This window comes from Schaalia odontolytica, from assembly GCF_002847525.1.
GTDB classification, from domain to species: Bacteria; Actinomycetota; Actinomycetes; order Actinomycetales; family Actinomycetaceae; genus Pauljensenia; species Pauljensenia odontolytica_B.
The window spans coordinates 128,583-154,765 of sequence record NZ_PKKM01000001.1; the positions used below are offsets into that span (position 1 = coordinate 128,583).

The 26,183-nt window shown below is 65.7% G+C and carries 23 protein-coding genes; 17 read left to right on the forward strand and 6 right to left on the reverse strand.

The window, feature by feature from the left end:
* Positions 1–18 precede the first annotated feature (18 nt).
* Complete coding sequence (locus CYJ22_RS00555) at positions 19–1,884, reverse strand: AMP-dependent synthetase/ligase (RefSeq protein WP_101600287.1); 1,866 nt, start codon at positions 1,882–1,884, stop codon at positions 19–21.
* 116 nt (positions 1,885–2,000) lie between these two features.
* Entirely contained in the window at positions 2,001–3,425 is a 1,425-nt protein-coding gene (glnA, locus tag CYJ22_RS00560) for a type I glutamate--ammonia ligase (protein WP_101600290.1), read from the reverse strand.
* A gap of 186 nt (positions 3,426–3,611) precedes the next feature.
* Between glnA and uvrC the strand changes: the two genes are divergently transcribed.
* From uvrC to CYJ22_RS00610, 10 genes are all read left to right on the forward strand, one after another.
* Positions 3,612–5,627 (forward strand): excinuclease ABC subunit UvrC, encoded by a 2,016-nt coding sequence (uvrC, locus tag CYJ22_RS00565; RefSeq protein ID WP_101600292.1) that lies wholly within the window; start codon positions 3,612–3,614, stop codon positions 5,625–5,627.
* A complete protein-coding gene (gene purT, locus CYJ22_RS00570; protein ID WP_101600295.1) occupies positions 5,624–6,847 on the forward strand; it encodes a formate-dependent phosphoribosylglycinamide formyltransferase in 1,224 nt (407 codons plus the stop codon). Before uvrC ends, purT begins: the two co-directional genes overlap by 4 nt.
* Before the next feature lie 42 nt (positions 6,848–6,889).
* Positions 6,890–7,885, forward strand: a complete 996-nt coding sequence (gene rapZ, locus CYJ22_RS00575) for an RNase adapter RapZ (RefSeq protein ID WP_101600297.1) — start codon at positions 6,890–6,892, stop codon at positions 7,883–7,885.
* Positions 7,885–8,889, forward strand: coding sequence for a gluconeogenesis factor YvcK family protein (locus CYJ22_RS00580; protein ID WP_101600300.1), 1,005 nt, complete (start codon positions 7,885–7,887; stop codon positions 8,887–8,889). Before rapZ ends, CYJ22_RS00580 begins: the two co-directional genes overlap by 1 nt.
* Positions 8,890–8,934: 45 nt before the next feature.
* Entirely contained in the window at positions 8,935–9,918 is a 984-nt protein-coding gene (gene whiA, locus CYJ22_RS00585) for a DNA-binding protein WhiA (RefSeq protein ID WP_101600303.1), read from the forward strand.
* A gap of 204 nt (positions 9,919–10,122) precedes the next feature.
* Entirely contained in the window at positions 10,123–11,130 is a 1,008-nt protein-coding gene (gene gap / locus CYJ22_RS00590) for a type I glyceraldehyde-3-phosphate dehydrogenase (protein ID WP_101600305.1), read from the forward strand.
* A 107-nt stretch (positions 11,131–11,237) separates the two neighbouring features.
* The gene (locus CYJ22_RS00595) at positions 11,238–12,428 is read left to right on the forward strand and encodes a phosphoglycerate kinase (protein ID WP_101600307.1); all 1,191 of its coding nucleotides are present in this window, start codon (positions 11,238–11,240) and stop codon (positions 12,426–12,428) included.
* 3 nt (positions 12,429–12,431) lie between these two features.
* A complete protein-coding gene (tpiA, locus tag CYJ22_RS00600) occupies positions 12,432–13,208 on the forward strand; it encodes a triose-phosphate isomerase (RefSeq protein ID WP_101600310.1) in 777 nt (258 codons plus the stop codon).
* Positions 13,209–13,370: 162 nt separating this feature from the next.
* The gene (gene secG / locus CYJ22_RS00605) at positions 13,371–13,616 is read left to right on the forward strand and encodes a preprotein translocase subunit SecG (RefSeq protein WP_101600313.1); all 246 of its coding nucleotides are present in this window, start codon (positions 13,371–13,373) and stop codon (positions 13,614–13,616) included.
* A gap of 5 nt (positions 13,617–13,621) precedes the next feature.
* Entirely contained in the window at positions 13,622–14,614 is a 993-nt protein-coding gene (locus CYJ22_RS00610; protein ID WP_101600315.1) for a YdcF family protein, read from the forward strand.
* 26 nt (positions 14,615–14,640) lie between these two features.
* Here CYJ22_RS00610 and pgl read toward each other — a convergent pair whose 3' ends face one another.
* The 4 genes from pgl to tkt form a co-directional block, all read right to left on the reverse strand.
* The gene (gene pgl, locus CYJ22_RS00615) at positions 14,641–15,390 is read right to left on the reverse strand and encodes a 6-phosphogluconolactonase (protein WP_101600458.1); all 750 of its coding nucleotides are present in this window, start codon (positions 15,388–15,390) and stop codon (positions 14,641–14,643) included.
* A 2-nt stretch (positions 15,391–15,392) separates the two neighbouring features.
* The gene (locus CYJ22_RS00620) at positions 15,393–16,334 is read right to left on the reverse strand and encodes a glucose-6-phosphate dehydrogenase assembly protein OpcA (protein WP_101600317.1); all 942 of its coding nucleotides are present in this window, start codon (positions 16,332–16,334) and stop codon (positions 15,393–15,395) included.
* Positions 16,331–17,857 carry a glucose-6-phosphate dehydrogenase gene (gene zwf, locus CYJ22_RS00625; protein WP_101600320.1) on the reverse strand — a complete coding sequence of 509 codons (1,527 nt, stop codon included), beginning with the start codon at positions 17,855–17,857 and terminating at the stop codon, positions 16,331–16,333. Before zwf ends, CYJ22_RS00620 begins: the two co-directional genes overlap by 4 nt.
* A gap of 168 nt (positions 17,858–18,025) precedes the next feature.
* Positions 18,026–20,110, reverse strand: coding sequence for a transketolase (gene tkt, locus CYJ22_RS00630; RefSeq protein ID WP_207760484.1), 2,085 nt, complete (start codon positions 20,108–20,110; stop codon positions 18,026–18,028).
* A 127-nt stretch (positions 20,111–20,237) separates the two neighbouring features.
* On the opposite strand from tkt, the gene CYJ22_RS00635 reads away from it, so the two are divergent.
* The 7 genes from CYJ22_RS00635 to cmk are packed head-to-tail and all read left to right on the forward strand — an operon-like array spanning position 20,238 to position 26,183.
* Positions 20,238–21,188: a site-specific tyrosine recombinase XerD gene (locus tag CYJ22_RS00635; protein WP_101600325.1), complete on the forward strand. Its 951-nt coding sequence runs from the start codon at positions 20,238–20,240 to the stop codon at positions 21,186–21,188.
* A 14-nt stretch (positions 21,189–21,202) separates the two neighbouring features.
* Positions 21,203–22,066: a ParA family protein gene (locus CYJ22_RS00640; RefSeq protein ID WP_003792440.1), complete on the forward strand. Its 864-nt coding sequence runs from the start codon at positions 21,203–21,205 to the stop codon at positions 22,064–22,066.
* Positions 22,050–22,928, forward strand: coding sequence for a segregation and condensation protein A (locus tag CYJ22_RS00645; protein WP_101600327.1), 879 nt, complete (start codon positions 22,050–22,052; stop codon positions 22,926–22,928). Before CYJ22_RS00640 ends, CYJ22_RS00645 begins: the two co-directional genes overlap by 17 nt.
* Positions 22,921–23,481 carry an SMC-Scp complex subunit ScpB gene (gene scpB, locus CYJ22_RS00650; protein WP_007589283.1) on the forward strand — a complete coding sequence of 187 codons (561 nt, stop codon included), beginning with the start codon at positions 22,921–22,923 and terminating at the stop codon, positions 23,479–23,481. The genes CYJ22_RS00645 and scpB overlap by 8 nt, the downstream gene beginning before the upstream one ends.
* The gene (locus tag CYJ22_RS00655) at positions 23,478–24,227 is read left to right on the forward strand and encodes a pseudouridine synthase (protein ID WP_007589263.1); all 750 of its coding nucleotides are present in this window, start codon (positions 23,478–23,480) and stop codon (positions 24,225–24,227) included. Before scpB ends, CYJ22_RS00655 begins: the two co-directional genes overlap by 4 nt.
* A complete protein-coding gene (locus tag CYJ22_RS00660; RefSeq protein WP_101600329.1) occupies positions 24,224–25,426 on the forward strand; it encodes a prephenate dehydrogenase in 1,203 nt (400 codons plus the stop codon). The genes CYJ22_RS00655 and CYJ22_RS00660 overlap by 4 nt, the downstream gene beginning before the upstream one ends.
* A 25-nt stretch (positions 25,427–25,451) precedes the next feature.
* Positions 25,452–26,183 (forward strand): (d)CMP kinase, encoded by a 732-nt coding sequence (cmk, locus tag CYJ22_RS00665; RefSeq protein WP_007589291.1) that lies wholly within the window; start codon positions 25,452–25,454, stop codon positions 26,181–26,183.

Sequence of the window (26,183 nt, forward strand, 5' to 3'; positions counted from 1 at the left end):
TGCGCCGTGCGTGGTGGATCAGTTTTTCTTGCCGCGGCCGAAAAGCCCGCGCTTCTTGGGCTGCTCTGCGGAGACGGGACCGCCGTAGAGGGCGTCGATCTCGTGGGCGTAGTCGGCGATGACCTTGCGGCGGCGCAGCTTCATCGACGGCGTCACGTAGCCGTTCTCGACGGTGAAGGTCGCGTCGATGATGCGGAACTTCCGAATCGACTCGGCGCGGGAGACGGCCTTGTTGGCGCGCTCGACGGCCTTCTCGAGAGATTCACGAACAGCGGGCAGCTCGGCCGCCTCGGTGGGCGAGCACTGTGGCAGGCCGTGCTTGGCCAGCCAGTCGGGCAGCATGTCGGCATCGAGGGTGAACAGGGCGCCGACGTAGGGGCGCTGATCGCCGACGACGATGACGTTCGCGATGAGCGGGTGCGTGGCCAGGGAGTCCTCGAGGACCTCGGGGGAGACGTTCTTGCCGCCCGCGGTGACGATGAGTTCCTTCTTGCGGCCCGTGATAGTCAGCTGGCCCTTGCGGTCGATCGAGCCCAGGTCGCCCGTGTGGAACCACTTGCCGTCGGGCATGACCTCGGCGGTCTGCTCGGGCAGATGGTAGTAGCCGGGCATGACGGACTGGCCGCGCACGAGGATCTCGCCGTCCTTGGCGATCTTGATGAAGTTGCCGGGCAGGGGCAGGCCGACGCCGCCGACGGGGTTCTTGCCGATGTGCTGGACGGCGATCGGGCCGGTGGTCTCGGACAGGCCGTAGCCCTGGATGAGTGTGATGCCCATGCCGGCGTAGAAGTGTGCGAGGTCGGTGGCCAGCGGCGCGCCGCCGGACACGATGTAGCGCAGGTTGGGGCCCAGGACCGAGCGGATTTTCTTGAGGACGAGCGCGTCGGCGATGCCGTGGCGCATCTTCTTGAACAGGCCGGGGCCGAAGGTCTTTTCGGAGGCCACGGAGAAGGTGCGTGCCTGCTTGGCGCTCCACGCGAACATGCGGCCCTTGATGCCGCCGCCCGCCTTGGAAGAGGCCGCGTTGTACACCTTCTCGAGGACGCGTGGGACGACGAGGAGGACGGAAGGCTTGAAGGCCTGGATGTCCGGCAGCAGGTTCTTGATGCTGGGGGAGAAGCCGAGGACGCCCTGGCCTGACAGAATGACGTGCATGACGAGGCGAGCGAGCACGTGGGCGACGGGCAGGAAGAGGAGCAGGCGGGTCTCGGGGGAGTCGATGACGTCACCGAGGACCTGGCGGGCGCCTTCTGTGGTAGCCACGAAGTTCGCGTGCGTCAGGGCCACGCCCTTCGGGTTTCCGGTTGTGCCGGAGGTGTAGATGATGGTGGCGATGTCCGAGGAGGAGATGGCCGCGCGGCGCTGCTCGACGTTTTCGATGGTGATGCCGGTGGCGGCCCGGGCGATCATGCGCTGGGCGCCGCGGTCGAAGGAGTCGACCGCCACGGTGTACTCGGGAGCCACGGAGTGCACGAGCTCGGCCTGCTGGGTGGTGGCCGTGAAGACGCGGGTGACGTGCGCGTCGGTGAGGATGTGCTCGATCTGGGCGGCGGAGTCGGACTCGTAGATCGGGACGGTGATCGCGCCGATCGAGAGCAGGGCGAGGTCGAGGAGGAGCCACTCGTACGAGGTCGGGGCCAGGATCGCGACGGCGTCGCCGGCCTGCACGCCGAGGCCGATGAGGCCGCAGGCTGTGTACTCGACCTGGCGCTGGAGCTCAGCTGTGGTCAGGGAGCGCGTGGAGCCGACGGAGGAGCGCTGCTCGACCGCCACCTGGTCGGGGTGCAGGAGGGCGCGCTTGGCCAGCATGTCGGGAACGATGTCGTGTTCGCCGACCTTGTACGTCGGCTTGATCGTGTACGAGCCATCACGCATGCGCTTCATCGTGTCCTCCGGGATGTCGGTTCAAAGACTGAACAACAGGTTCGATGTGAGTCTACTGGTTGTGGCGCGGCCCCCGCCCCTTAATCGGGGCGGGGGCCGCTCAAGTGACGATTAGATCACAGGTCGTAGTACATCTCATATTCGTAGGGGTGTACGTAGGCGCGCATCGGGGCGACCTCGTTGGTCTCCTTGTAGTCGAGCCACGTGTCGATCAGGTCCTGTGTGAAGACGTCGCCCTCGGTGAGGAACTCGTGGTCCTCGCGCAGCGCGTCGAGGGCCGCCTCGAGCGAACTGGGCAGCTTCGCGATGTCCTGGTATTCGGCCGGGGGCAGCTCGTACAGGTCCTTGTCGATCGGCGCAGCCGGCTCGATGCGGCGCTTGATGCCGTCGATGCCCGCCATGAGGCACGCGGAGAAGGCGAGATAGGGGTTCGCGCTCGGGTCCGGCACGCGGTACTCCACGCGCTTGGCCTTGGGCGACGTGCCCGTCACGGGGATACGGATGCATGCGGAGCGGTTGCGCGCCGAGTACACGAGGTTGATCGGGGCCTCGAAGCCGGGAACCAGGCGTCGGAAGGAGTTCACCGACGGGTTCGTGAAGGCCAGCAGCGCGGGCGCGTGCTCGAGCAGGCCGCCGATGAACCAGCGAGCAGTGTCGGACAGGGAGCCGTAGCCGCGCTCGTCGTAGAACAGGGGCTCGCCGTTCTTCCACAGCGAGATGTGCGTATGCATGCCCGAACCGTTGTCGCCGAACAGGGGCTTGGGCATGAAGGTCGCGGAGTGGCCGAACTCGAGGGCGGAGTTCTTGATGACGTACTTGAACTTCATCATGTCGTCGGCCGCGGTCTGCAGCGTCGCGAAGCGGTAGTTGATCTCCTGCTGGCCACCCGAGCCGACCTCGTGGTGGGCGCGCTCGATCGTCAGGCCGACCTCTTCGAGGAGGCGGCTCATCTCGTCGCGCACGTCCGCGTACTTGTCGGCGGGGGAGACGGGGAAGTAGCCGCCCTTGATGGGCACCTTGTAGCCCATGTTGCCGCCCTCTTCGGCGCGGCCGGTGTTCCAGTACGCCTCGGGGGAGTCAACGGAGAAGAAGGTGTTGTGCGGGGTGACCTGGTAGCGCACGTCGTCGAAGAGGTAGAACTCCGCCTCGGCGCCGATGAAGCACTCGTCCGCGATGCCGGTCGAACGCAGGTAGGCCTCGGCCTTGGCAGCCACCTGGCGCGGGTCGCGCGAGAAGGGCTCGTCTGTGAAGGGGTCGACGATCGAGAAGTTCACGACCAGGGTTTTGCGATCGCGGAACGGATCGACGAACGCGGAGGAGATGTCCGGGATGAGCTTCATGTCGGACTCGTGGATGGCGGTGAATCCGCGCACCGAGGAGCCGTCGAACATGAGGCCGTCCGACAAAGCGGCGTCCAGGAACTCGCTCACGGGGATCGTAAAGTGCTGCTGAACCCCGGGGACGTCGCAGAAGCGCACGTCGACGAGTTCAATGTTCTGCTCGGAGATAAAGTCTGCGACCTCTTGGGTGGAGGTGAACATGAACGTCCTTCTTTGTGGGAGAGCTGTACTCAAAGGTCAAGAATCGGTCAATTCGCAACCAAGTTCAGTATATGCCCACAGGTGGCGTGCGCGTGTATTGGTTTCATTATTCAAATGTTTCATGACATACAGCACGCCCAAGGTGGGTGCCGGGCACGCCCAGCCCCGGCCTCGTACCCTGGGAGCGTGGCAGATCCTTCGACGTACCGACCCCGCACGGGAGACATCCCGACCTCGCCGGGCGTCTATCGATTCTCAGACCCGCAGGGCCGCGTCATCTACGTCGGCAAGGCCAAAAACCTGCGCAATCGCCTCACCAACTACTTCCAGGACTTGGCGAACCTGCACCCGCGCACCCAGCAGATGGTGACGACCGCGAGTGCCGTGCAGTGGACCGTCGTGCGTTCCGAGGTTGAGGCCCTGACCCTGGAGTTCACATGGATTAAGGAATTCAATCCGCGTTTCAACGTCATGTTTAAGGACGACAAGTCCTACCCCTACCTGGCGGTGTCGATGGGGGAGCGCTTTCCCCGCGTGCAGGTGACACGCGAACGTAAGCGCGCCGGGTCGCGGTACTTCGGCCCGTACACGCAGGTGTGGGCGATTCGCGAGACGATCGATCAGCTGCTGCGCGTCTTCCCGATGCGCTCGTGTTCGGCGGGTGTGTTTCAGCGTGCGAAGGCGCAGGGGCGTCCGTGCTTGCTTGGCTATATCGACAAGTGCGCGGCCCCGTGCGTGGGCCGCATCTCGATGGAGGAGCATCGCGAGCTCGCGGAGGGGCTATGCCAGTTCATGGAGGGGCGCACGGGCCCGGTGATTCGTGACCTGGAGGAGCAGATGCGCCAGGCCTCCATGGAGCTCAACTTCGAGCGGGCGGCGAAGCTGCGCGACGACGTCAAGGCGCTGCGCACGGTGCTGGAGCGCAACGCGGCCGTGCTCGACGACGGGTCGGACGCGGACGTGTTCTCTCTCGTGAGCGACGACTTGGACGCTGCGGTGCACGTCTTCCACGTGCGCGGCGGACGTATCCGAGGCACGCGCGGCTGGGTGATTGAGCGCGTGGACGGCGCAGACGACGCGGCGCTCATGGCTCGCCTCCTCGAGCAGGTGTATTCCTCGGCGTCGCCGGACGAGGCCGGGGCCGGGAAGGCAGCCAAGGTGGCGGCCGTGAGCGTGGACGACGTCGCGCACACGCCGACGTCCGCAATCCCGCGCGAGGTGCTCGTCTCCGTTGAGCCCGAGGAGAAGGACACCATTGCGAAGTGGCTGGCCGAGATTCGCGGCGCGTCCGTGTCGGTGCACGTGCCCAAGCGCGGCCCGAAGGCCCAGATCATGGACACGGTGACGGAGAACGCCCGCCAGGCCCTCGCCCTGCACCGCACGAAGCGCGCGGGTGATATTACGGCGCGCTCGAAGGCACTCGAGCAGCTCGCGGAAAACCTCGGCCTGCCGGGTGCACCCCTGCGCATTGAGTGCTACGACGTGTCGCACACGGGCGGCGAGAACCAGGTCGCCTCGATGGTGGTCTTCGAGGACGGCATGCCGCGCAAGGACGCCTACCGCACCTACAACATCCGCGGCGAGGACGGAAACGGCACCCCCGACGACACGAGCGCGATGAACGAGGTTCTTACGCGCCGCTTCTCGCGGCTCCTCGCCGAGGAGGCCGGTGTCGACGGCGAGGACGAGGACGGCGTCGCCTACGCTTCCGGCCCGATCGACGCCATGACTGGACGCCCCAAGCGTTTCTCCTATCGTCCCGACCTGGTCGTCGTGGATGGCGGCCTGCCCCAGGTGAACGCCGCGCGCGCCGCCCTGGACGCGGTGGGCGCGGACGTGCCCGTCGTGGGCCTGGCGAAGCGGCTCGAAGAGGTGTGGATCCCCGGGGATGACTTCCCGCTGATCCTCCCACGAACGTCGGAGGCTCTCTACCTCCTGCAGTATTTGCGCGACGAGTCCCACCGCTTCGCGATCACGAAGCACCGCAAGCGGCGCTCCAAGGCCCAGCGCCGCTCGGTCCTCGATTCCATCCCAGGGCTTGGACCCGCCCGCCAGGCCGCGCTGCTCAAACATTTCGGCTCCGTCAAGCGGATTCGAGAGGCCACGCCCGAGCAGATCGCCGAGGTCAAGGGCGTGGGACTCGGCCTTGCGCGCACGATCCGCGATAGGCTAGCGGCATCGTCGAGGGAGGACACACCATGACAACGACGCTTCCCGTGCCACTGCCGGCACGCGTACTGCTGCTGGGATCGGGCGAACTCGGTAAGGAAGTCGTGATCGCCCTGCAGCGCTACGGATGCACCGTGATCGCCTGCGATTCCTACGCCAATGCTCCCGCCATGCAGGTGGCGGACGAATCTCGCGTCTTTGACATGAGCGACCCGCAGGCTCTGCGTGAGGTGCTTGACAACGTGGACGTCGATCTCATCGTCCCCGAGGTCGAGGCCATCGCGACAGACGAGCTGAGCGCCTATGAAGAGCGCGGTGTGCGCGTCGTCCCCAACGCCTTTGCCGTCCAGGCGACGATGGATCGTCAGCGCATCCGTAACCTCGCCGCGTCCCTGCCCGGCGTCCACACCTCCGCTTTCCGCTTCGCGCGCAGCGAGGCTGAGCTGGCCGCGGCTCTCGACGCGGTCGGTTACCCCGCCTTCGTCAAGCCCACGATGTCCTCCTCCGGGCACGGTCAGTCCCGCGTGACGGGACCCGAGCAGGCCGCCTCCGCCTGGGAGCACGCCGAGGAGGACGCACGCGCCACGACCGGCGTTGTCATTGTCGAAGAGGGTGTCGACTTCGAGTACGAGATCACGCTGCTCACCGTGCGCTCGTGGGACGGCGCGTCCGGCAGCGTTATGACGAGCTTTTGCGCGCCGATTGGACACCGCCAGGAGGGCGGCGACTACGTTGAATCCTGGCAGCCTATGGCCATGAGCGAGGCCGCCCTCGAGGGTGCGCGCACGATGGCTAAGGCCGTCACCGATGCGCTGGCCGAAGCCGGACACGGGCCGTGCCTCGGCATCTTTGGCGTTGAGTTCTTCGTGAAGGGTGACGAGGTCTGGTTCTCCGAGCTCTCGCCCCGCCCCCACGACACCGGCATGGTCACGATGGTGACACAAGCCCAGTCCGAGTTTGAGCTGCACGCACGCGCCATCCTCGGCCTGCCCGTCTCCACCGCACAGTCCACCCCGGGTGCGTCAGCGGTCATCAAGTCGACGAGCGCCGTCAATGTCCCCGTCTACAACGGCGTCGGTCGCGCCCTCGAATCCGCCGACATCGTGCGTCTCTTCGGCAAGCCTGTGAGCCGCGCCGGGAGGCGGGTCGGCGTCGTCGCCGCCACCGCCAGCACGCCGAAGGAAGCACGGGTTATCGCCAGACGCGCTGCCGCCGGTATCACGATCGACGAGGCCTCCGCCCCTTCCGCCTAACAGCTCCCATCACCCGACCCGCCGACCCGTCAGGAGGACGCTATGCCCGACCACACACCTACGGACGCTCACGACGTAGACGAGGCCCAGGCCTCGGTAATGAACGAGGAGAACCCTCCCACGGTCCCCGAGGGCATCGCCGTGCGTGACATGATGCGCGTCAAGTACGAGCCGCGCGCCTCCAATGAGGTTCTCATCATCACGGGCTACTCCGGGGCGGGTCGTACCGGTGCCGCCCGCGCACTCGAAGACCTTGACTGGTACGTCGTCGACAACCTGCCGCCGACGATGCTGCCCGCGCTCGTCGGCATGATGTCGAATGACCCGGCTGCGGGCGTGCACCGACTGGCTGTCGGCGTGGACGTGCGCTCGCGTACGTTCTTCCGCACGCTTGATGCCACGCTCGAACAGCTCAAGGGCGCGGGCATTGTCTATCGCGTCATCTTCCTCGAGGCCAGCCCTGAGACACTGGTGCGCCGCTACGAATCCAACCGCCGCCCGCATCCCCTCCAGGGCGCCGGTACTCTTATGGACGGCATCAAGGCTGAGATGCGTCTGCTTGCGCCCCTGCGCCGCGCCGCCGACGAGGTTATCGACACCTCCACGATGAGTGTCCACGATCTGACGAGGCGCATCCGCGACATCGTGGCGGGGGAGGAGCGCCCCCTGCAGGTCACCGTCGAATCCTTCGGCTTCAAGCACGGCCTGCCCCTCGACGCCGATCACGTCGTCGACGTGCGCTTTCTCAAGAACCCGTACTGGGTCGATGAGCTTCGCCATCTCACGGGCAAGGACCAGGCGGTCGCCGACTACGTACTGTCACAGCCGGGCGCGCGTGATTTTGCCCTCGGATATGCCGACCTTCTTGCCCCCATGCTCAGCGGCTATCTGGCAGAATTGAAGCCATTCGTCACGATCGCCGTCGGATGCACGGGCGGAAAGCACCGCTCCGTTGCGTCCTCTGAGGCTATCGCCGAACGCCTGCGCACACACGGATACACGGTTCGCGTGATGCACCGTGACATTGGGAGAGACTGATGCCCTATCTTGATGCAGCCGGCTGGGTTCAACGTGGAGAATCCGGCCAAAACATCGTCGCCCTCGGCGGCGGACACGGCCTGTCCGCAACCCTGCGGGCCCTGCGCCATATCACCCGCGCGCTGACGGCTGTTGTGACCGTCGCCGACGACGGCGGCAGCTCCGGCCGACTGCGCCAGGAGATGCCGATCCTGCCTCCTGGCGACCTGCGCATGGCGCTGGCCTCTCTCTGCGAGGAATCTGAGTGGGGCCTGACGTGGCGCGACGTCATGCAGCTGCGCCTCGACACGACCGGTCCGCTCAACGGGCACGCCCTCGGTAACCTGCTGATCTCCGGCCTGTGGCAGCTTCTCGACGATCCGGTCGAAGGCCTTGACTGGGTCGGTCGTCTGCTGGGTGCGCAGGGGCGTGTCCTGCCCATGTCGTCGACGCCGATCGACATCGAGGCGGATATGAACGACGGCGGCCGCCGCTACGTCGTGTCCGGCCAGTCCAAGGTCGCCATCGCTCCCGGCACCGTCGAGCACGTACGCATTACTCCTGAAGCGCCCGAGGTACCTGCCGCGGTCACCGAGGCTATCTCCGAGGCCGACTGGGTCGTCCTGGGACCCGGCTCGTGGTACACCTCCGTGATCCCGCACCTGCTGGTGCCAGAGATTAATCGCGCGCTTGCCACGACCGACGCCCACCGCGCGCTTGTGCTCAACCTGGCGCGCCAGCGCGGCGAAACCGACCTCATGTCGACCGCCGACCACGTGCGTGTCCTGCGCGAGTACGCTCCCATGCTCAAGCTTGATGTGGTGGTCGCCGACCCGACGGCCTGTGACGATATCGACGACCTCATCGTTGCCGCCGAAGAACTCGGTGCTCGCGTTCTCCTGCGGCAGGTTCGCACGGGTGATGGTGCCCCGCACCACGACCCGCTGCGCCTCGCCGCCGCACTGCGTGACGCATTTGACGGCTTCCTTGGCGAGGTCGGACAGCCCGAAACGTGGTTACCTTAGAACCTGTTGCCTGCTGACAAACGACATGACATATCTGGAGAAGCCGTGTCCCTGACATCTGACATGAAGGACGAGCTGGCGCGCGCCGTTATCACGACGCCGTCTGAGGTCGCCGCCGAAGTGAGCGCGACGCTGCGTTTCGCGGGAGGCCTGCACCTCGTGGGTGGGCGCATCCTCGTCGAGGCCGAGCTTGACTCGCCCGTGGCCGCGCGCCGCCTGCGCACCTACCTGCAGGCTCTGTACAACGCCGAGTCTTCTGTCGTCGTGGTGTCCGGTTCTTCTCTGCGACGTGGCAAGCGCTACGTCGTGCGCGTCGTTCATAAGGCCGACGAGCTCGCGCGCCTCACCGGCCTCGTCGATTCCCTGCGTCGCCCCGTGCGCGGCCTGCCTCCGGTGCTCGTCGCTTCCGGAACGGCGGAGGCCGCGGCTATCTGGCGCGGTGCCTTCCTCGCGCGCGGTTCGCTCATGGAACCCGGACGCTCTTCTTCCCTTGAGATCACGTGCCCCGGTCCCGAGGTGGCTCTCGCGATGGTGGGGTGTGCGCGCAAACTCGGCGCGGCCGCCCGTTCGAAAGAGGTTCGCGGTACCGACCGCGTTTCCGTCCGCGATTCGGACGCGATCGGAACCCTGATCTCCGCCATGGGCGCCCCCCAGACCTTCGAGGCGTGGCAGGAGCGGCGCGAACGCCGCGAGGCCCGAGGCAGCGCCAACCGACTGGCTAACTTTGACGACGCGAACCTGCGCCGCTCCGCCCGCGCGGCCGTCGCCGCGGGTGCCCGCGTTGAACGCGCCTTCGAGATTCTTGGAGACGACGTGCCCGCCCACCTGCTCGAGGCCGGCACTCTGCGTCTGCAGTACAAGCAGGCCTCCCTCGAGGAGCTCGGCAAGCACACGAATCCGCCTCTCACTAAGGATGCTGTCGCCGGTCGTATCCGCAGGCTTCTGGCTCTTGCGGACAAGGTCGCGCACGAGCGCGGCATCCCGGACACGGAATCCGCGCTCACCCTCGACATGCTCGAGGAGGACTGAGGTCCCTTTTTCCTGCCGCTTCGTCTCAATCCAAACGAGAATTACCCCACGTGCAGATTTTCTAATTGGATTGTGACTGAGTCCGCTTTTAGGTGTAGATTAGGAACTGCTGGAACCGCAGACATCTGCGGGCCGGGCAGGCAACCCGCAGGCCCGGTTGCATCGAAGACCGTGTCCCGTGTGGGCACGAGCAGGAGGAACATAGTGACCACCCGCGTTGGCATCAACGGCTTCGGCCGCATTGGCCGTAACTTCTTCCGCGCCGCTCTCGAGCAGGGCGCGGATATCGAGATCGTTGCCGTTAACGACCTCACCGACAACAAGACCCTCGCTCACCTGCTGAAGTACGACTCGATCACGGGTCGCTTCCAGGGCGAGGTTTCCTACGACGACGAGGGCATCATCGTCGACGGCAAGCACATCAAGGTGCTCGCGCAGCGTAACCCCGCCGACCTGCCCTGGGGCGATCTCGGCGTCGAGGTTGTCGTTGAGTCGACCGGCTTCTTCACCGACGGCGAGAAGGCCAAGGCTCACCTCGACGGTGGCGCCAAGAAGGTCGTCATCTCCGCTCCCGCGAAGAACGTCGACGGCACCTTCGTCATGGGCGTGAACGAGGCTGACTACGACAACGCCACGATGAACATCGTGTCGAACGCCTCCTGCACGACCAACTGCCTCGCCCCCCTCGCCAAGGTTCTCGAGGAGAACTTCGGCATCGAGCGCGGCATCATGACCACCATCCACTCCTACACGGGTGACCAGCGCGTCCTCGACGCCCCCCACTCGGATCTGCGTCGCGCCCGCGCCGCGGCCCTGAACATGATCCCCACCAAGACCGGTGCTGCCCAGGCTGTCGCCCTGGTTCTGCCCCAGCTCGAGGGCAAGTTCGATGGCCTCGCCGTCCGCGTCCCCACCCCGACCGGCTCCCTGACCGACCTCACCTTCATCGCGAAGAACGAGGTTTCCGTCGAGGCCGTCAAGGCTGCCGTCAAGGCTGCCGCCGAGGGTGAGCTCAAGGGTGTTCTGAAGTACACCGAGGATCCGATCGTCTCCTCCGACATCGTGGGCGACCCGCACACCTCGATCTTCGACGCCACCGAGACCAAGGTCATCGGCAACCTCGTCAAGGTCCTGTCCTGGTACGACAACGAGTGGGGCTACTCGAACGCTCTCGTTCGCCTCACCGCCCTCGTCGGCTCCAAGCTCGCCTGAGCACACAGCTGATACACCAGCCATGAGCTGATCAGCGAGATGCCCGTGCACGCTCGTGCACGGGCATCTCGTACATCGCCACCGCCTTCAGACCGAAAGGACTCCTCGTGAGGACCATCTCCACCCTGGGCGACCTGCGCGGCAAGCGCGTCCTCGTCCGCTCCGACTTCAACGTTCCGCTCAAGGACGGCGTCATCACCGACGACGGCCGTATCCGCGCGGCGCTGCCTACCCTTAAGACCCTCACCGACGCCGGTGCCAAGGTCGTCATCATGGCCCACCTCGGCCGCCCCAAGGGCAAGGTCGATCCCGCCTTCTCGCTGGCCCCCGTCGCCAAGCGCCTCGCTGAGCTTTCCGGTGTGAAGGTCACGCTGGCCTCCGACGTCGTTGGCCCGTCGGCCACCGAGACCGTCGCCGCCCTGGGTGAGGGCGAGATCGCCCTGGTCGAGAACGTCCGTTTCGATCCCCGTGAGACCTCCAAGGTCGACGAGGAGCGCGAAGAGCTTGCCCGCGAGTACGCCAAGCTCGGCGACGCGTTCGTCTCCGACGGCTTCGGCGTCGTCCACCGCAAGCAGGCCTCCGTCTACGACATTGCGAAGCTGCTGCCCTCGGCCGCTGGTCTGCTCGTCCTCAAGGAGATCGAGTCCCTGTCCAAGGTCACCGGCGACCCCGAGCGCCCCTACGGCGTCGTCCTCGGCGGCTCCAAGGTTTCCGACAAGCTCGGCGTCATCGCCAACCTGCTGAAGAAGGCTGACATGCTCTTCATCGGCGGCGGCATGGTCTTCACCTTCCTCGCCGCTCAGGGCTACTCGGTGGGCAAGTCCCTCCTCGAGGAAGACCAGATCGACACCGTCAAGGGCTACATCGCCGAGGCCGCAGAGCGCGGCGTCGACCTCGTCCTGCCCGTGGATGTCATCGTCGCCCCCGAGTTCGCGGCCGACGCGCCCGCGACCGTCGTCAAGGTCGACGCCATTCCCGACGACCAGATGGGTCTGGACATCGGCCCCGAGTCCGCGAAGCTCTTCGCCGACAAGCTGGCCACCGCGAAGACCGTGGCCTGGAATGGCCCCATGGGCGTCTTCGAGTTCGATGCGTTCGCCGGCGGCACCCGCGCCGTCGCCGAAGCCCTCTCCACGGGCTCCATGTTCTCCGTCATCGGCGGTGGCGACTCCGCCGCGGCCGTGCGCCTGCTCGGCTTCGACGAGAACACCTTCTCCCACATTTCCACTGGTGGTGGCGCCTCCCTCGAGCTCCTCGAGGGCAAGGTTCTGCCCGGTATCGCAGTTCTGGAGGACTGACTCATGGCACGTACGCCCCTGATGGCCGGCAACTGGAAGATGAACCTCGATCACCTCGAGGCCAACCGCCTCGTCCAGGGCCTGGAGATGGCCCTGTCCGACGCAGGCCACGACTACTCCAAGTGCGAGGTCCTCGTCATCCCGCCGTTCACCGACATCCGCACCGTCCAGACCATCGTTGATGCCGATGATCTGCAGATCAAGTACGGTGCTCAGGACGTCTCGATCCACGACAATGGCGCCTACACCGGTGAAATCTCCACCGAAATGCTGACCAAGCTCGGCGTCTCCTATGTGGTCATGGGCCACTCCGAGCGTCGCGAGTACCACGGTGAGTCCGACGAGCTCGTCGGTGCCAAGGCCCGCAAGGTCTTCGACGCCGGCATGACCCCGATCCTGTGCTGCGGCGAGGCCCTCGAGGTCCGCAAGGCCGGCACCTACGTCGAGTTCGTGCTCGGCCAGATCCGCGCCGCCCTCGCCGGCTGGAAGGCCGAAGAGGTCGCCAAGATCGTCATCGCCTACGAGCCCATCTGGGCCATCGGCACCGGCGAAACCGCTTCCGCCGAGGACGCCCAGGAAGTGTGCGGTGCCATCCGCGCTGCCCTGGCCGAGGACTTCGGCGCCGAGACCGCCGAGTCCACGCGCATCCTCTACGGCGGCTCCGCCAAGCCCGACAACATCAAGGAGCTCATGGCTCAGCCCGACGTCGACGGCGGCCTCGTCGGCGGCGCGTCCCTCAAGGCTGACTCCTTCGCCGCCATGGCGACGTTCTACGCCTGAGAAACCGTAACGCGCCCACTCCGCCCAGCCACGTAAGCCGGGTCGGAGCGGACGCGAGGTGGGGCCAACCGGTGTGCCGGTTGGCCCCACCGGCATTCTCAGTTAGACTAAAGCTATATGTGCCCCGATCCGGGGCGAACTGCGATAGAAACTGGATTGACCGTGACCATTCTGAACAACGTCCTGATCGTGCTGATCTTCCTGACCAGCATCCTGCTGACCCTGACCGTCCTCATGCACAAGGGACAGGGTGGCGGTCTGTCGGACATGTTCGGTGGCGGCATTTCCTCGTCGGCCGGCTCCTCCGGTGTCGCCGAGCGTAACCTGAACCGCATCACGCTGGGCACGCTGCTCATCTGGCTGGTGTGCATCATTGGCTACGCGCTGCTGGCGAAGTTCGGTAGCTAATACTCGTGACGTACGTAGCGCTGTGGCTCCCCGCACTCGTGTGGGGAGCCCTCTTTCTCTGGTCCTATTGGCGCGAACCTCGGCAGTTTCGCAACGCGTTCTTTCTTTTCTTCTTCTGCGCGTCCACCCTCAGCGCAGCCGCGGAGGCCTTCGCTCAGTGGTGGATCACGGTCCCGATCTTCCTGGCCGTCGCGCTCGCCCCGGTCGTCACGATCGTCTTCATGGTGGTCAACCAGGTCAGCCTCGTTCGGCGCGAGGGTTTCTCCTTCGCTCACGCCCTGCCGCTGCTCTTCGCGTGCGCGATCGTCGCCTGGTTCGGTGTGCTTCCCGTTGCAGTTGCCCTGCGAGCACCGGAAGTGGTAATCGGCTTCGTCCTCGCGATCATGGCTTGCGGCGCGTGGTTCTTCCTATCGTTTGCAGCACTGCTCCTTTACTCGTGGCTCTACCGTTCGCTCCCGAGGAAGCGGCACTACGAGTTCATCATCATCCACGGTGCGGGACTGATAGGGGAGGAGCTGACGCCTCTGCTGCGCGGACGCGTCGAGTGCGCCTACGAGCTGTGGGTCACTCAGGGGCGGCACGCGACCCTCGTTCCGTCGGGAGGGCAGGGTGAGGACGAGGAAATCTCCGAGGCGGAGGCGATGGCGCGTTACCTGCGTAGCCTCGGTGTTCCCGACACCAAGATGCTCCTGGAGGATCGATCGACGACGACGTGGGAGAACCTGAGGTTCTCACGGGACCTTATCGCCGAAAACTCCTCGGGCGGAGCGCCGCGAAGCGCATTGGTCACCAGCGACTATCACGTGTTCCGTGCCGCCATGTACGCGCGGGCAGTCGGATTAAACGCCGACGGGCTGGGCTCGCGAACTGCACGCTACTACTTCCCGACGGCCTTCATCCGAGAGTTCATCGCAATCACGCGCAGGTACTGGTGGCCGTACGCGACGATCATGGGCCTGTGGGCGATTTTTACGGTCATCGCCCTGATCTTGCACTAGATTGGTGCGCTCAACGGGCGCCTGCCTCACGGCGCGAGCGTAGCGATGCTGGCCGCAGCCGCCTCGTCAAGGTAGACGCGTGTCGTGGGGGCAAGGACGCCCGCGACTGGGAGGTCGAGGGGAGACGCGCCCGCAAAGGCTTGCCCGAGAGCATCCGCCTTCGCTGTACCCGCCGTCGTCAGCCACACCTCGCCGCACGCGCGCATGACTGGCATCGATACCGTGATGCGCTCGGGTGGGGGCTTGGGAGAATTGCGGATCGCCAGAATGGGGGAGGCCTCGTCCATGTCGACGCGTCCCGGGAAGAGTGAGCAGATGTGCCCGTCGGGGCCCATGCCGATCAGTGCGATGTCAAAGGAACCCTCGCCCATCAGCTCACGCCACGTGTCAGCGAACGCCGTGGTCGCCTCGTCAAGGGAACCCGCGCCAGGAGCGGACGCATCCGAGGTCGGCATACGGACGAACTCGACGCCGGTGGCCGCGTGGAGGAAGCCCTCCCACGCCTGATCATCGTTGCGATCCTCGTTGCCCGCCGGCACATAACGCTCGTCGACCAGCCACACGCGCACGCGTGACCAGTCGATCTTGTCGGCAGACGGGAGCAACGACGGCAAGAGGGTTGTCGTGATGGCGCCCCCCGAGATGGCCAGATTGATGCGCGAGTCAGCTCCGGCCTCGTCGATGAGTGTGTTGAGACGAGCGAGGAACGCGCGGCCGACGGCCTCGTTCAGTTCCTCGACGGTCGGGTAGACCTCGAACGTGTGGACAGTCGCCATCGTCACTCACCCTCAGAGCAAGCAGCCAGCCGCGGGAGTTCCTTGGTGAGGAGCTCCCCGTAGTACACGTCCGGATCCATGCGACGCAGATCCTCCATGAGGGAGTCCTGCACGGAGCGGCGTGCGAGGTTCACGGAGCGATCCTCGAGGCCCGGGCGCGACAGGCGCGCGACCGATGAGGAGGCGCTACGCGACAGCGACACGGTCTCGTCGTCGTCGAAGAAGAACGTGATGTCCGTGATTGTGAGGGCCTCGGGATCCACGACTCGCTCGACGGGCACACCCAGCTGGTGGTGCAGCCACGCGGCCACGAGGAAAGGCGAGGGGTGCGTCGCGTTACCCGCGACGCGGATCGACGTCGGCAGGCGGTCAAAGTCCTCTGCGACGGCCGCAAGCAGTGCCCGCCACAGAGTGACGCCGGCCCACGCGAGATCAGTGTCGCCGGGGGTGTAGACGGCCGAGAGGGCCGACAGGGTATCCATGGGACACTCTGTTGCGCGCGAGTCTGTAATGCGCTTGACCGCGAGGCGACCAAGCGGGTGCGCGCCCGGGTTCTGCGGGGGAACGACCGGCCAGTAGGTGACGACAGGCGTGTCAGACTGGAGAAGCGGCATGACGAGCGAGTCGATGTTCGACGCGGCCTCACCGCGAGGCTCAAGGATGATGATGTCGGACAGGCCCGCTGCGTCGCCGACGCGGATCTGGGCGTTCAGACGCGCCGTGCCCTCTGTGGACTCAGGCTCGACGATGACGATCACGCGGCAGGGATGCTCGCGCGAGACCGCGTCGGAAACCTCGATCGCGTTGTCGACATCGATGAGGTCGGGCACGCAGATGAGCAGTGTGAGGACACGGCTCAGAGCGGCGGAACCGCGCTCGTCGCGCAGCTCCACGATGCGGGAGGCGACCTCGGCCGACGTGGTGTTCTTCAGGGTGATGATCACGGGAGCCTCCAGAAACGGCCGTCGCGGGCCAGCATGTCGTGCGCGGATTGGGGACCCCACGTGCCGGGCGCGTAGGGCTCGGGCTGCCCCTGGGTTTCCCAGAAGGACAGGATCGGGTCGAGGATCTTCCACGAGGCCTCGACCTCGCGCTGGTGCGGGAACAGGGGAGCGGAGCCGACGAGCGCGTCCAGGATGAGGCGCTCGTATGCCTCAGGCGAGTCCTCGGTGAACGCGTGACCGTAGGCGAAGTCCATGGTCACGTCACGCACCTGCATGGAAGTGCCCGGAACCTTCGCGCCGAGCTTGAGGGTCAGGCCCTCGTCCGGCTGGACGCGGATAACGAGCGCGTTCTGGCCGGACTCGCTGAGCTCGGAGTTGCCGAAGGGCACGTGGGCCGAGCGCTTGAAAATGACAGCAATCTCGGTGACGCGCTTGCCGAGGCGCTTGCCGGCGCGCAGGTAGAAGGGCACGCCCGCCCAGCGACGCGTGTCCACGAAGAGTTTAATCGCGGCGAAGGTTTCGGTGGTCGAGTCGGCCGGAATGCCGTCCTCTTCGAGGTAGCCGCGCACCTGATCGCCGCCCTGCCAGCCGCCGGCGTACTGCCCGCGAGCCGTATCGATGGCCAGGTCCTCGGGCAGGCGCACTGCAGAGAGCACCTTCTCCTTCTCCGATCGGATTTCCTCGGGCGTGAAGTGGACGGGCTCCTCCATGGCGGTCAGTGCCATGAGCTGCAGCAGGTGGTTCTGGATGATGTCACGGGCCGCGCCGATGCCGTCGTAGTAGCCCGCGCGCGTGCCGATGCCGATGTCCTCGGCCATCGTGATCTGCACGGAATCGACGTAGTTCGCCTTCCATAGCGGCTCGAACATCGCGTTCGCGAAGCGCATCGCCATGATGTTCTGGACGGTTTCCTTGCCCAGGTAGTGGTCAATGCGGAAGACGTCCTGCTCGTCGAAGATCTGCGAGATGACATCGGAGAGCACTTGCGCGGACTTGAGGTCGTGTCCGAAAGGCTTCTCGATGATGACGCGACGCCATTCGCGACCCTGACGTTTGTTGAGGCCCGTGTCGGACAGGTGCTTGGCCACGACCGGGAAGTACGACGGAGGAATGGACAGATAGAAGGCGTGGTTGCCGCCGGTGCCGCGTGAGTGGTCGAGTTCGGCGACGGTCTCGGCGAGGCGACGGTAGGCTTCCGGATCGTCGAAGGTGCCGGAGACGAAGCGCAGGCCCGAGCGGAGCTGATTCCAGGTTCCCTCGTTGAAGCCTGTGCGTGTGTGTGCCTCGATGGACGCGCGCACGTATTCCTCGAAGTCCTGAGGGCTCCAGTCGCGGCGCGCGAAGCCGGTGAGGGAAAACGCCGGGTGGAGAAGGCCTCGGTTTGCGAGGTCGTAGATCGCAGGGAGCAACTTCTTGCGAGCGAGGTCACCGGTGATACCGAAGATGACGAGGCCGCACGGCGGGGAGATGCGCGGAAGCCTGCGATCCTGTGGATCGCGCAGGGTGGGGATCTCGTTGGTCACGAGTGGTCGCTCCGTTCGCTAGGGGGAAGGACGAGGCCGGGGCCCGAACGCTTCGCCCGAAGGGGGAAATGGAACGGGACCGAGGACCCACACATGTGTAAGAGAATAGGGCTGCTGGCACGCCCTCGCGCGCCAGCAGCCCTATGTTCAGTTCAGTTGACTATAAAGTCACGAACGAGCGGCCTCGATGGATTCCTTCGCGGCTGCGGCCACGTGCTCGGCATCGATGCCGTATTCCTTGAAGAGGAGTTCGCCCGGCGCGGAGGCGCCGAAGTGCTCGATGGAGACCGCGCGGCCGGCGTCGCCGATCCAGCGGTACCACGGCAGGGCGATGCCGGCCTCGACGGAGACGCGGGCGCGCACCGACGGGGGCAGGACGGAGTCGCGGTACTCGCGGTCCTGGGCTTCGAACCAGTCGAGGCAGGGCACGGACACGACGCGGGCGGCGATGCCGTCGGCGGCCAGGGCTTCGCGCGCCTCGAGGGCGACGGAGACCTCGGAGCCGGAGGCCAGCAGGATCACGTCGGGCGTTCCCTCGGTGTCGGCCAGGACGTAGGCACCGCGCGCCAGGTCCTCGGTGGTGGCCAGGCCGGTGCCTTCGCCACGTGCCGGGTTGGGCAGGTTCTGGCGCGACAGGATGATGGCGGCCGGGTGGGTCTGCTCGAGGATGGCCTTCCAGGATGCGGCCGTCTCGGCGGCGTCGGCGGGACGCACGACAGCGAAGTTCGGAATCGCGCGGTAGGAGGCCAGGTGCTCGATCGGCTGGTGGGTCGGGCCGTCCTCGCCCACGCCGATGGAGTCGTGGGTCCACACGTAGGTGACGGGCAGATCCATGAGGGCGGCGAGGCGCACGGCGCCGCGCATGAAGTCGGAGAACACGAAGAACGTGCCGCCGTACGCGCGGGTGAAGCCGTCAGCGGCGATGCCGTTGAGGGCGGCGCCCATCGCGAACTCACGCACGCCGAAGTGGAGGTTGCGGCCGAACTCGTCGCCGCTGAAGGACGAGGAGGAACGGTGCGCGGGCAGGAACGAGGGCTCGCCCTTCAGGAAGGTGTTGTTCGAGCCGGCGAGGTCGGCGGAGCCGCCCCACAGCTCGGGCAGGACGGGGGCGATCGCGTTGAGGACCTGGCCGGAGGCGGCGCGGGTCGCGATGGCCTTGCCCTCTTCGAAGGTGGGCAGTGCGGCTTCCCAGCCCTCGGGGAGGCGGCCTTCGAGGAGACGCTCCAGCAGGGCGGCCTGCTCGGGGTGAGCGGCCTTCCACGCCTCGAAGCGGGCATCCCAATCCTTGCGGTACTCGGCGGCGCGGGCGGCGGCGCGGGCGCGGACCTCGTCCACGATGGCGGCGTCAGCGTCGAACATCTTCTCGGGGTCGGTGCCCAGGGCTTCCTTCAGGCCCTTGAGGGCCTCGGAACCGAGCTTGGAGCCGTGGATGCCACCGGTGTTCTGCTTGCCGGGGGTCGGCCAGCCGATGATGGTGCGCAGCGCGATGAGCGAGGGCTTCTTCGTCTCGGCCTTGGCGGCGTCGAGGGCGTCGTTCAGGGCAGCGGTGTTCTCCTCGTAGGAGCCGTCCTCACCGAGCCAGTCGACGCGCTGGACGTGCCAGCCGTAGGCCTCGTAGCGGGCCAGGACGTCCTCGGTGAAGGCGATCGAGGTGTCGTCTTCGATGGAGATGTGGTTGTCGTCCCAGATGACGGTGATGTTGCCCAGCTCCTGGGTGCCCGCGAGCGACGAAGCCTCGGCGGAGACGCCTTCCTGGAAGCAGCCGTCGCCGGCGATGACGTAGACGTTGTGGTCGAAGACGGACTCGCCGAGGGGGGTCTCGGGATCGAGCAGGCCGTGGACGCGGCGGGCGTTCATGGCGAAGCCGACGGCGGAGGCGATGCCGGTGCCCAGCGGGCCGGTGGTGATCTCAACGCCCTTGGTGTGGCCGTACTCGGGGTGGCCGGGGGTCAGGGAGCCGGCGGTGCGCAGGGTCTTGATGTCGTCGAGCTCGAGACCGAAGCCGGACAGGTAGAGCTGGACGTACTGGGTCAGCGACGAGTGGCCGGCCGAGAGGATGAAGCGGTCGCGTCCGATCCAGCGGGGGTCGGCCGGGTCGACGTTCATGACCTTGTTGTAGAGGAGGTAGGCGGCGGGGGCGAGTGAGATGGCGGTACCGGGGTGGCCCGAACCGGCCTGCTCGACGGCGTCGGCGGCGAGGAGCTTAGCGGTCTTGACCGCTTCGTCATCGATGTGATCCCAGTGAAGTGACACGTTGGTCTCCAGTTGTTGGGCCCCTGCATTGGGGCGGAAATGGTTTACCGCGTCACAGTCTAGCGAATATGTGCGCATGCCGATAGCGCTCACGCACATATGTTGCACAGTCGCTTACCCTGTCACTATGACGTCTTTGGAAGCTGTCGTTGACGAGTGGGTGGATTATCTGCGCGTCGAGAAAGGGGCCTCTGCGCATACAGTTTCGAACTATCGCAGGGATGCAGCTCGCTACGCGTTTGACATGAAGGCCCGCGGAAAGGTCACTGTCGCGGACGTGAGTACGCGAGACATCGAGGATTACATGATGCGTCTGGCCTCCGGTGAGGTCACTGGCAAACCCGCTGCGGCCTCGTCCGTGGCGCGCGCGTCCGCCGCGATCCGCGGACTGCACAAGTACGCGCTCACCGAGGGTGCTGTTGGGACGGACGTGGCTGCGGCGCTGCATGCTCCTCGTCAAGGCCGTCACCTGCCCAAGGCTCTGTCGGTCGACGAGATTGGGCGCCTCCTCGACGCCGCTCATGCAGATGATTCCCCGATTGGCCTGCGCGACGCAGCTCTGCTCGAACTTCTTTACGCGACGGGCGCTCGCGTATCCGAGGCCGTCTCGCTCAGCGCCGACGACCTGGACCTCGACGGCGATGTTCCCGTCGTGCGCCTGTTTGGCAAAGGACGTAAAGAACGAATCGTTCCCGTGGGGTCCTTCGCGGTCGACGCTCTTCACGCGTATCGGGTGCGTGCTCGCCCGGTACTCGCCGCACGAGGCCGTGGATCCACCGTATTCTTCCTGAACTCTCGGGGTGGCGCGATGTCCCGGCAGAGCGCCTGGACGGCCATCCGACGCGCGGCGGAGGCGGCGCAGCTGGGAGATCGCGTGTCCCCGCATACCTTGCGGCATTCTTTTGCAACACACCTGCTTGAAGGTGGAGCGAGTGTGCGTGAGGTGCAGGAACTCCTTGGACACGCATCGGTGGCGACGACGCAGATTTACACCCAGGTGACCGCCCAGGCGCTGCGTGAGGTATTTACGCTCTCGCACCCGCGGGCGCGTGGCACCGACGCATCGGCGCGGTCATGAATTAGGATGGGGGCGTGACCACGAACTCGCATCCTACGCTGACGCCCGACCTGCACGAAGAGCCGGTCGATTTTCCCGTGCCCGCGCCGCTGTCGGGGCATGGTCCCGCCCGCGTGATCGCGATGTGCAACCAGAAGGGCGGCGTCGGTAAGACGACGACCACCATTAACCTGGGCGCCGCGTTGGCCGAGTACGGCCGTCGTGTTTTGATCGTGGACTTCGATCCGCAGGGTGCCGCATCTGTGGGCCTGGGAATCAACGCCCTCGACATGGAGCAGACGATCTATACGCTGCTCATGAACCCGAAGGCGGACGTCAAGGCGACGATTTGTCACACGTCGACGGAGAACCTCGACATCATTCCGGCGAACATCGACCTGTCCGCGGCGGAGGTTCAGCTCGTCAACGAGGTTGCCCGCGAGAGTGCTCTCGCGCGCGTGCTGCGCCACGTTGAATCCGACTACGACGTGGTGCTCATCGACTGCCAGCCTTCCCTGGGCCTACTCGCGGTCAATGCTCTGACGGCAGCTCACGGTGTCATCGTTCCGGTCGAGGCGGAGTTCTTCGCGCTGCGTGGCGTGGCGCTGCTGGTCGAGACGATCGAGACGGTGCGTGATCGCATCAACCCGCGCCTGAAGATCGACGGCATCGTCGCCACGATGGTCGACTCGCGCACGCTGCACTCCCGTGAGGTCCTCCAGCGCCTGCAGGAGGCTTTCGGCGATCTCGTGTTCGATACCCGTATCGGCCGCACGATCAAGTTCCCGGACGCGTCGGTGGCCACCGAGCCGATCATCTCCTACGCTCCCAACCACGCGGGCGCTCACGCGTACCGTCGACTCGCGCGGGAAGTCATCGCCCGTGGCGACGCGGCCTGACACTCTCGAGGTTCAAGGGGAGTTTGACCTCTTTGCGGTCTCGCTCCCGGTTTTTGAAGGTCCATTCGACCTCCTCCTCTCGCTGATCGCGCGCAAGAAACTCGACATTACCGAGGTCGCGCTCGCGCAGGTGACCGACGAGTTCATCGCTTTCATGAAAGCGTCGCCGGACTTGTCTCGTACGACGGAGTTTCTGGTTGTCGCCGCCACGCTCCTGGATATGAAAGCGGCGCACCTGCTGCCTCGCATCGACGAGGAGGATAACGCGTCCGAGGCCGACTTGGAGGCCCGCGATCTTCTATTTTCACGGCTCCTGCAGTATCGGGCTTTCAAGGAAGCGGCGAAGAGCATTGATCAGCGAATGGGGGAGTACGGATCCTACGTCGCCAGGGATGTTCCCCTCGAACCTCATTTCGCAAGCCTGTTGCCCGAGCTTCGGTGGCTGACAACCCCTGAAGACCTTGCTCGTTTGGCGGCCGATGCCCTGTCATCGACGAGCCCGACGGTTCAGGTCGCCCACCTGCACGATCCCGTCGTACCCGTACGCGAGCAAGCCCTCGTCGTCTCGGCAATGCTGGCCGATGCGGGGCGCATGACCTTCCACGAGCTCGTGGTGGATGCGGCGACACGTGCCGTCGTCGTCTCTCGCTTCCTCGCGCTCTTGGAACTCTACAGGCGTGGAGCCATTGAATTTGAGCAAGACGGGGCGCTCGGCACGCTGACGATTCAGTGGACCGGCAGCGAGGGCAGCGTTGACATCGACGTGGATGACTACACGGGTGCGGGCGACGCGGACTCAGCCACGGCCTCGTCCCCGAGCGGTGCAGCCATTGAGACAGAAGGAGGAGACGCGGATGAGTGAGAACACGCTGCGCGGTCCGATCGAGGCGATCCTGATGGTGGCGTCGGAGCCCGTTGCCGCGTCCGATCTCGCCGACGTCCTCGGGGTAAGAGTCGAGGAGATCGAGGCGCAGCTGCGCGGGCTCGCCGCCGAGTATTTAGGCGAAGAACAGGATCGCCCGCGCGGCTTCGAACTACGCGAAGTGGCGGGTGGCTGGCGTATCTATTCCGCACGGGCATACGCTGACGTGGTCGGGCGCTTCGTCGTTGGATCGTCGCACGCGCGCCTGTCTCAGGCGGCGCTCGAAACGTTGGCTGTCATTGCCTACCGTCAGCCCATTTCGAGGGCGCGAATCTGCCGTATTCGCGGGGTGAACGTGGATGGCGTCGTGCGCACGCTGCTCGCCCGAGGCCTCGTGGAAGAGACGGGACTGACACCATCCGGTGCGCGCCTGTACGGGACGACCGGGGAATTTCTTGAGAAAATGGGATTAACGAGCCTGTCGGAACTGGTACCGTTGGCACCCTACCTGCCGGACGCCGACGCGCTGGATGAATTGGAGGAAGAACTATGAGGGCTAACCCCTACACCGAGGGTGGAGTGCGCCTGCAGAAGGTGCTCGCCCAGGCTGGCGTCGCATCCAGGCGTGCGTCCGAACAGATGATCGCCGACGGGCGCGTGAGCGTCGACGGCACCGTGGTACGTAACCAGGGCGTGCGCGTGGACCCGGCGACGCAGGTCATTCATGTGGACGGAGAGCGCCTGATCCTCGATGAGACGAAGCACATCGTCCTGGCCGTCAACAAGCCGATCGGCACGGTTTCTACGATGAGCGACCCGGAGGGACGTCCTACGATCGCCGACCTGATCGCCGACTACCCGGAGCGTCTCTACCACGTGGGTCGTCTTGATATTGACACGTCCGGCCTGCTGCTGCTGACCAACGATGGTGAGCTGGCGAACCGTCTGACTCATCCGAAGTACGAGATCCGTAAGACCTACGTGGCGCGTCTGCACGGCGAGGTCAAGCCCGGCGTCAAGCGCACGCTCATGAACGGCATCGAGCTGGAGGACGGACCGATCAAGGTTGATTCCTTCCGTGTCGTCGACACCTACGGCGACATCACCACCGTTGAGATCGTTGTGCACGAGGGCCGCAACCGCCTCGTGCGGCGAATGATGGAGGCCGTCGGTTACCCGGTTCGTGAGCTGGTGCGCACCGGCTTCGGTCCGATCTCTCTCGATCACCTGAAGCAGGGTACGACGCGACGCGTCAAGGGCAACGCTCTGACTGCGCTCTACGACGCCGTCGGCCTGTGAGCGGCTCGGGTACGGCTGTGGGGGAACGCGCAGTTTCGACTGTTGGCCCCGTCCTCATCATCGGATCGGGCCTACTCGGCGCGTCGCTGGGGCTTGCCCTGCGTGCCGGGGGAGTGCGGGTTTATCTCGAGGACGCCTCGCCCACCTCGTTGCGCCTGGCTTCCGACGTCGGTGCGGGAGACGCTTTCGCTGACGTCCTCGCTGATTCCGGTGTGCGTCGCGCCGAGTGCGGGTCGGACCATCCCGGCTATGAGGCTCCACGGCTCGTCGTCGTCGCGACGCCACCGGATGTTGCGGACCGCGTGATCGTCGAGTCGCTGCTGCGTTTTCCCGATGCGATCGTCACCGACGTTGCGTCGGTGAAGGATGCCGTCGTCGCCGACGTCCTGTCCGGCCTTGAGGCCGAGGGTGCATCCGAGGCCTCGTCGCGCTATGTCGGTTCCCATCCGATGGCGGGACGCGAGCGCAGTGGCGCGGGTGCCGCGGATGCTGACCTGTTCTATGGGCGCCCGTGGGTCATCGTGGCGCATCAGAACACCTGGCCTCGAGCCGTGTTGGTCGCCCGTGCGCTTGCTACCGACGTTGGTGCCGTGCCGTTGGAGATGAATGCGGGGACGCACGATCACTCGGTTGCCCTCGTGTCTCATGTTCCGCAGCTCGTCTCATCGATGCTCGCCGCACGTCTCGTCGATGCCCCTGCTCAGGCGCTGGGCTTGGCGGGGCAAGGGTTGCGTGACACCGCTCGTATCGCTGGATCTGACCCGCGTTTGTGGACGGCGATTCTCGCGGGTAACGCGGGTCCTGTGGCGTCGATTCTGCGTGACCTGCGTGGCGATCTCGATGACCTGTTGACGCACCTCGACGCTGCGGCTGAGCTGGGTCCGCTGCGTGGCGGAAGCGTCGGAGCCATTAATCGAGTGATGACCGCCGGCAACCAGGGTGTGGCCCGTATTCCTGGCAAGCACGGTGGAGCGCCGTCACGATACGCGGAAATCGAGGTTCTGATTCCCGATGAGCCGGGCGCACTCGGGCGCTTGTTCAGCGAGCTGGGTGAATCAGGCATCAACATCGAAGACCTTGTGCTCGAGCACTCGGCGGGCGCACAGGCCGGCGTCGCTCGCGTCATGATTGACCCTTCCGTTTCGGACCGTTGTGTCGCTGACCTGCAGGAGCGGGGCTGGCGACTGATCACCCACTAAACACCTCGATGAGGAGATTGCTGCAATGAATGACTCGATGCGCAGGGATGCCATTTCACGTGTTGGTATCACGATTGCTATCGATGGCCCCGCGGGTTCTGGAAAGTCCACGGTCTCGAAGGCGTTGGCAACGAGGCTTGGTATCGGCTACCTCGACACGGGGGCGATGTACCGCGCGCTGACGTGGTACTGCTTGGATCGCGGTATTGATCTGGCGGACGGTGAAGCTGTTGCCGCAGCCGCCGACGAGATGCCCCTGCGGCTCGTGTCGGATCCCGCTGATCCTCACGTGTGGGTGGGTGATCGTGAGGTCACTCAGGAGATTCGTGATCCCCGTATCGCGTTGGAAATCAAGCACGTGTCGACGAACCTCGACGTGCGCGCGTGGATGGCGACCGAGCAGCGCCGTCGCATGATGGAGGCCCGCGAGGAGGGCTCGGGCATGATCGCCGAAGGCCGTGACATCACGACGGTGGTATGCCCCGATGCCGACGTGCGCATCCTGCTTCTGGCCGATCAGGAGGCGCGCCTGCGTCGCCGTACGCTCGAGCTGTACGGCGATGCGACCGACGAACACATGGAGATCGTGCGTGCGCAGGTCGAGGGCCGCGACAAAGCGGATTCTGCGGTGTCCGAGTTCATGGTGGCAGCGCCCGGCGTGGAAACGGTGGATTCGACCGGCTTGGATATCGACGGTGTGTGCGAGGCGATTCTCGCTTACGTGGACGCCGACCTCGCCCGGCGTGACGCGCAGTAG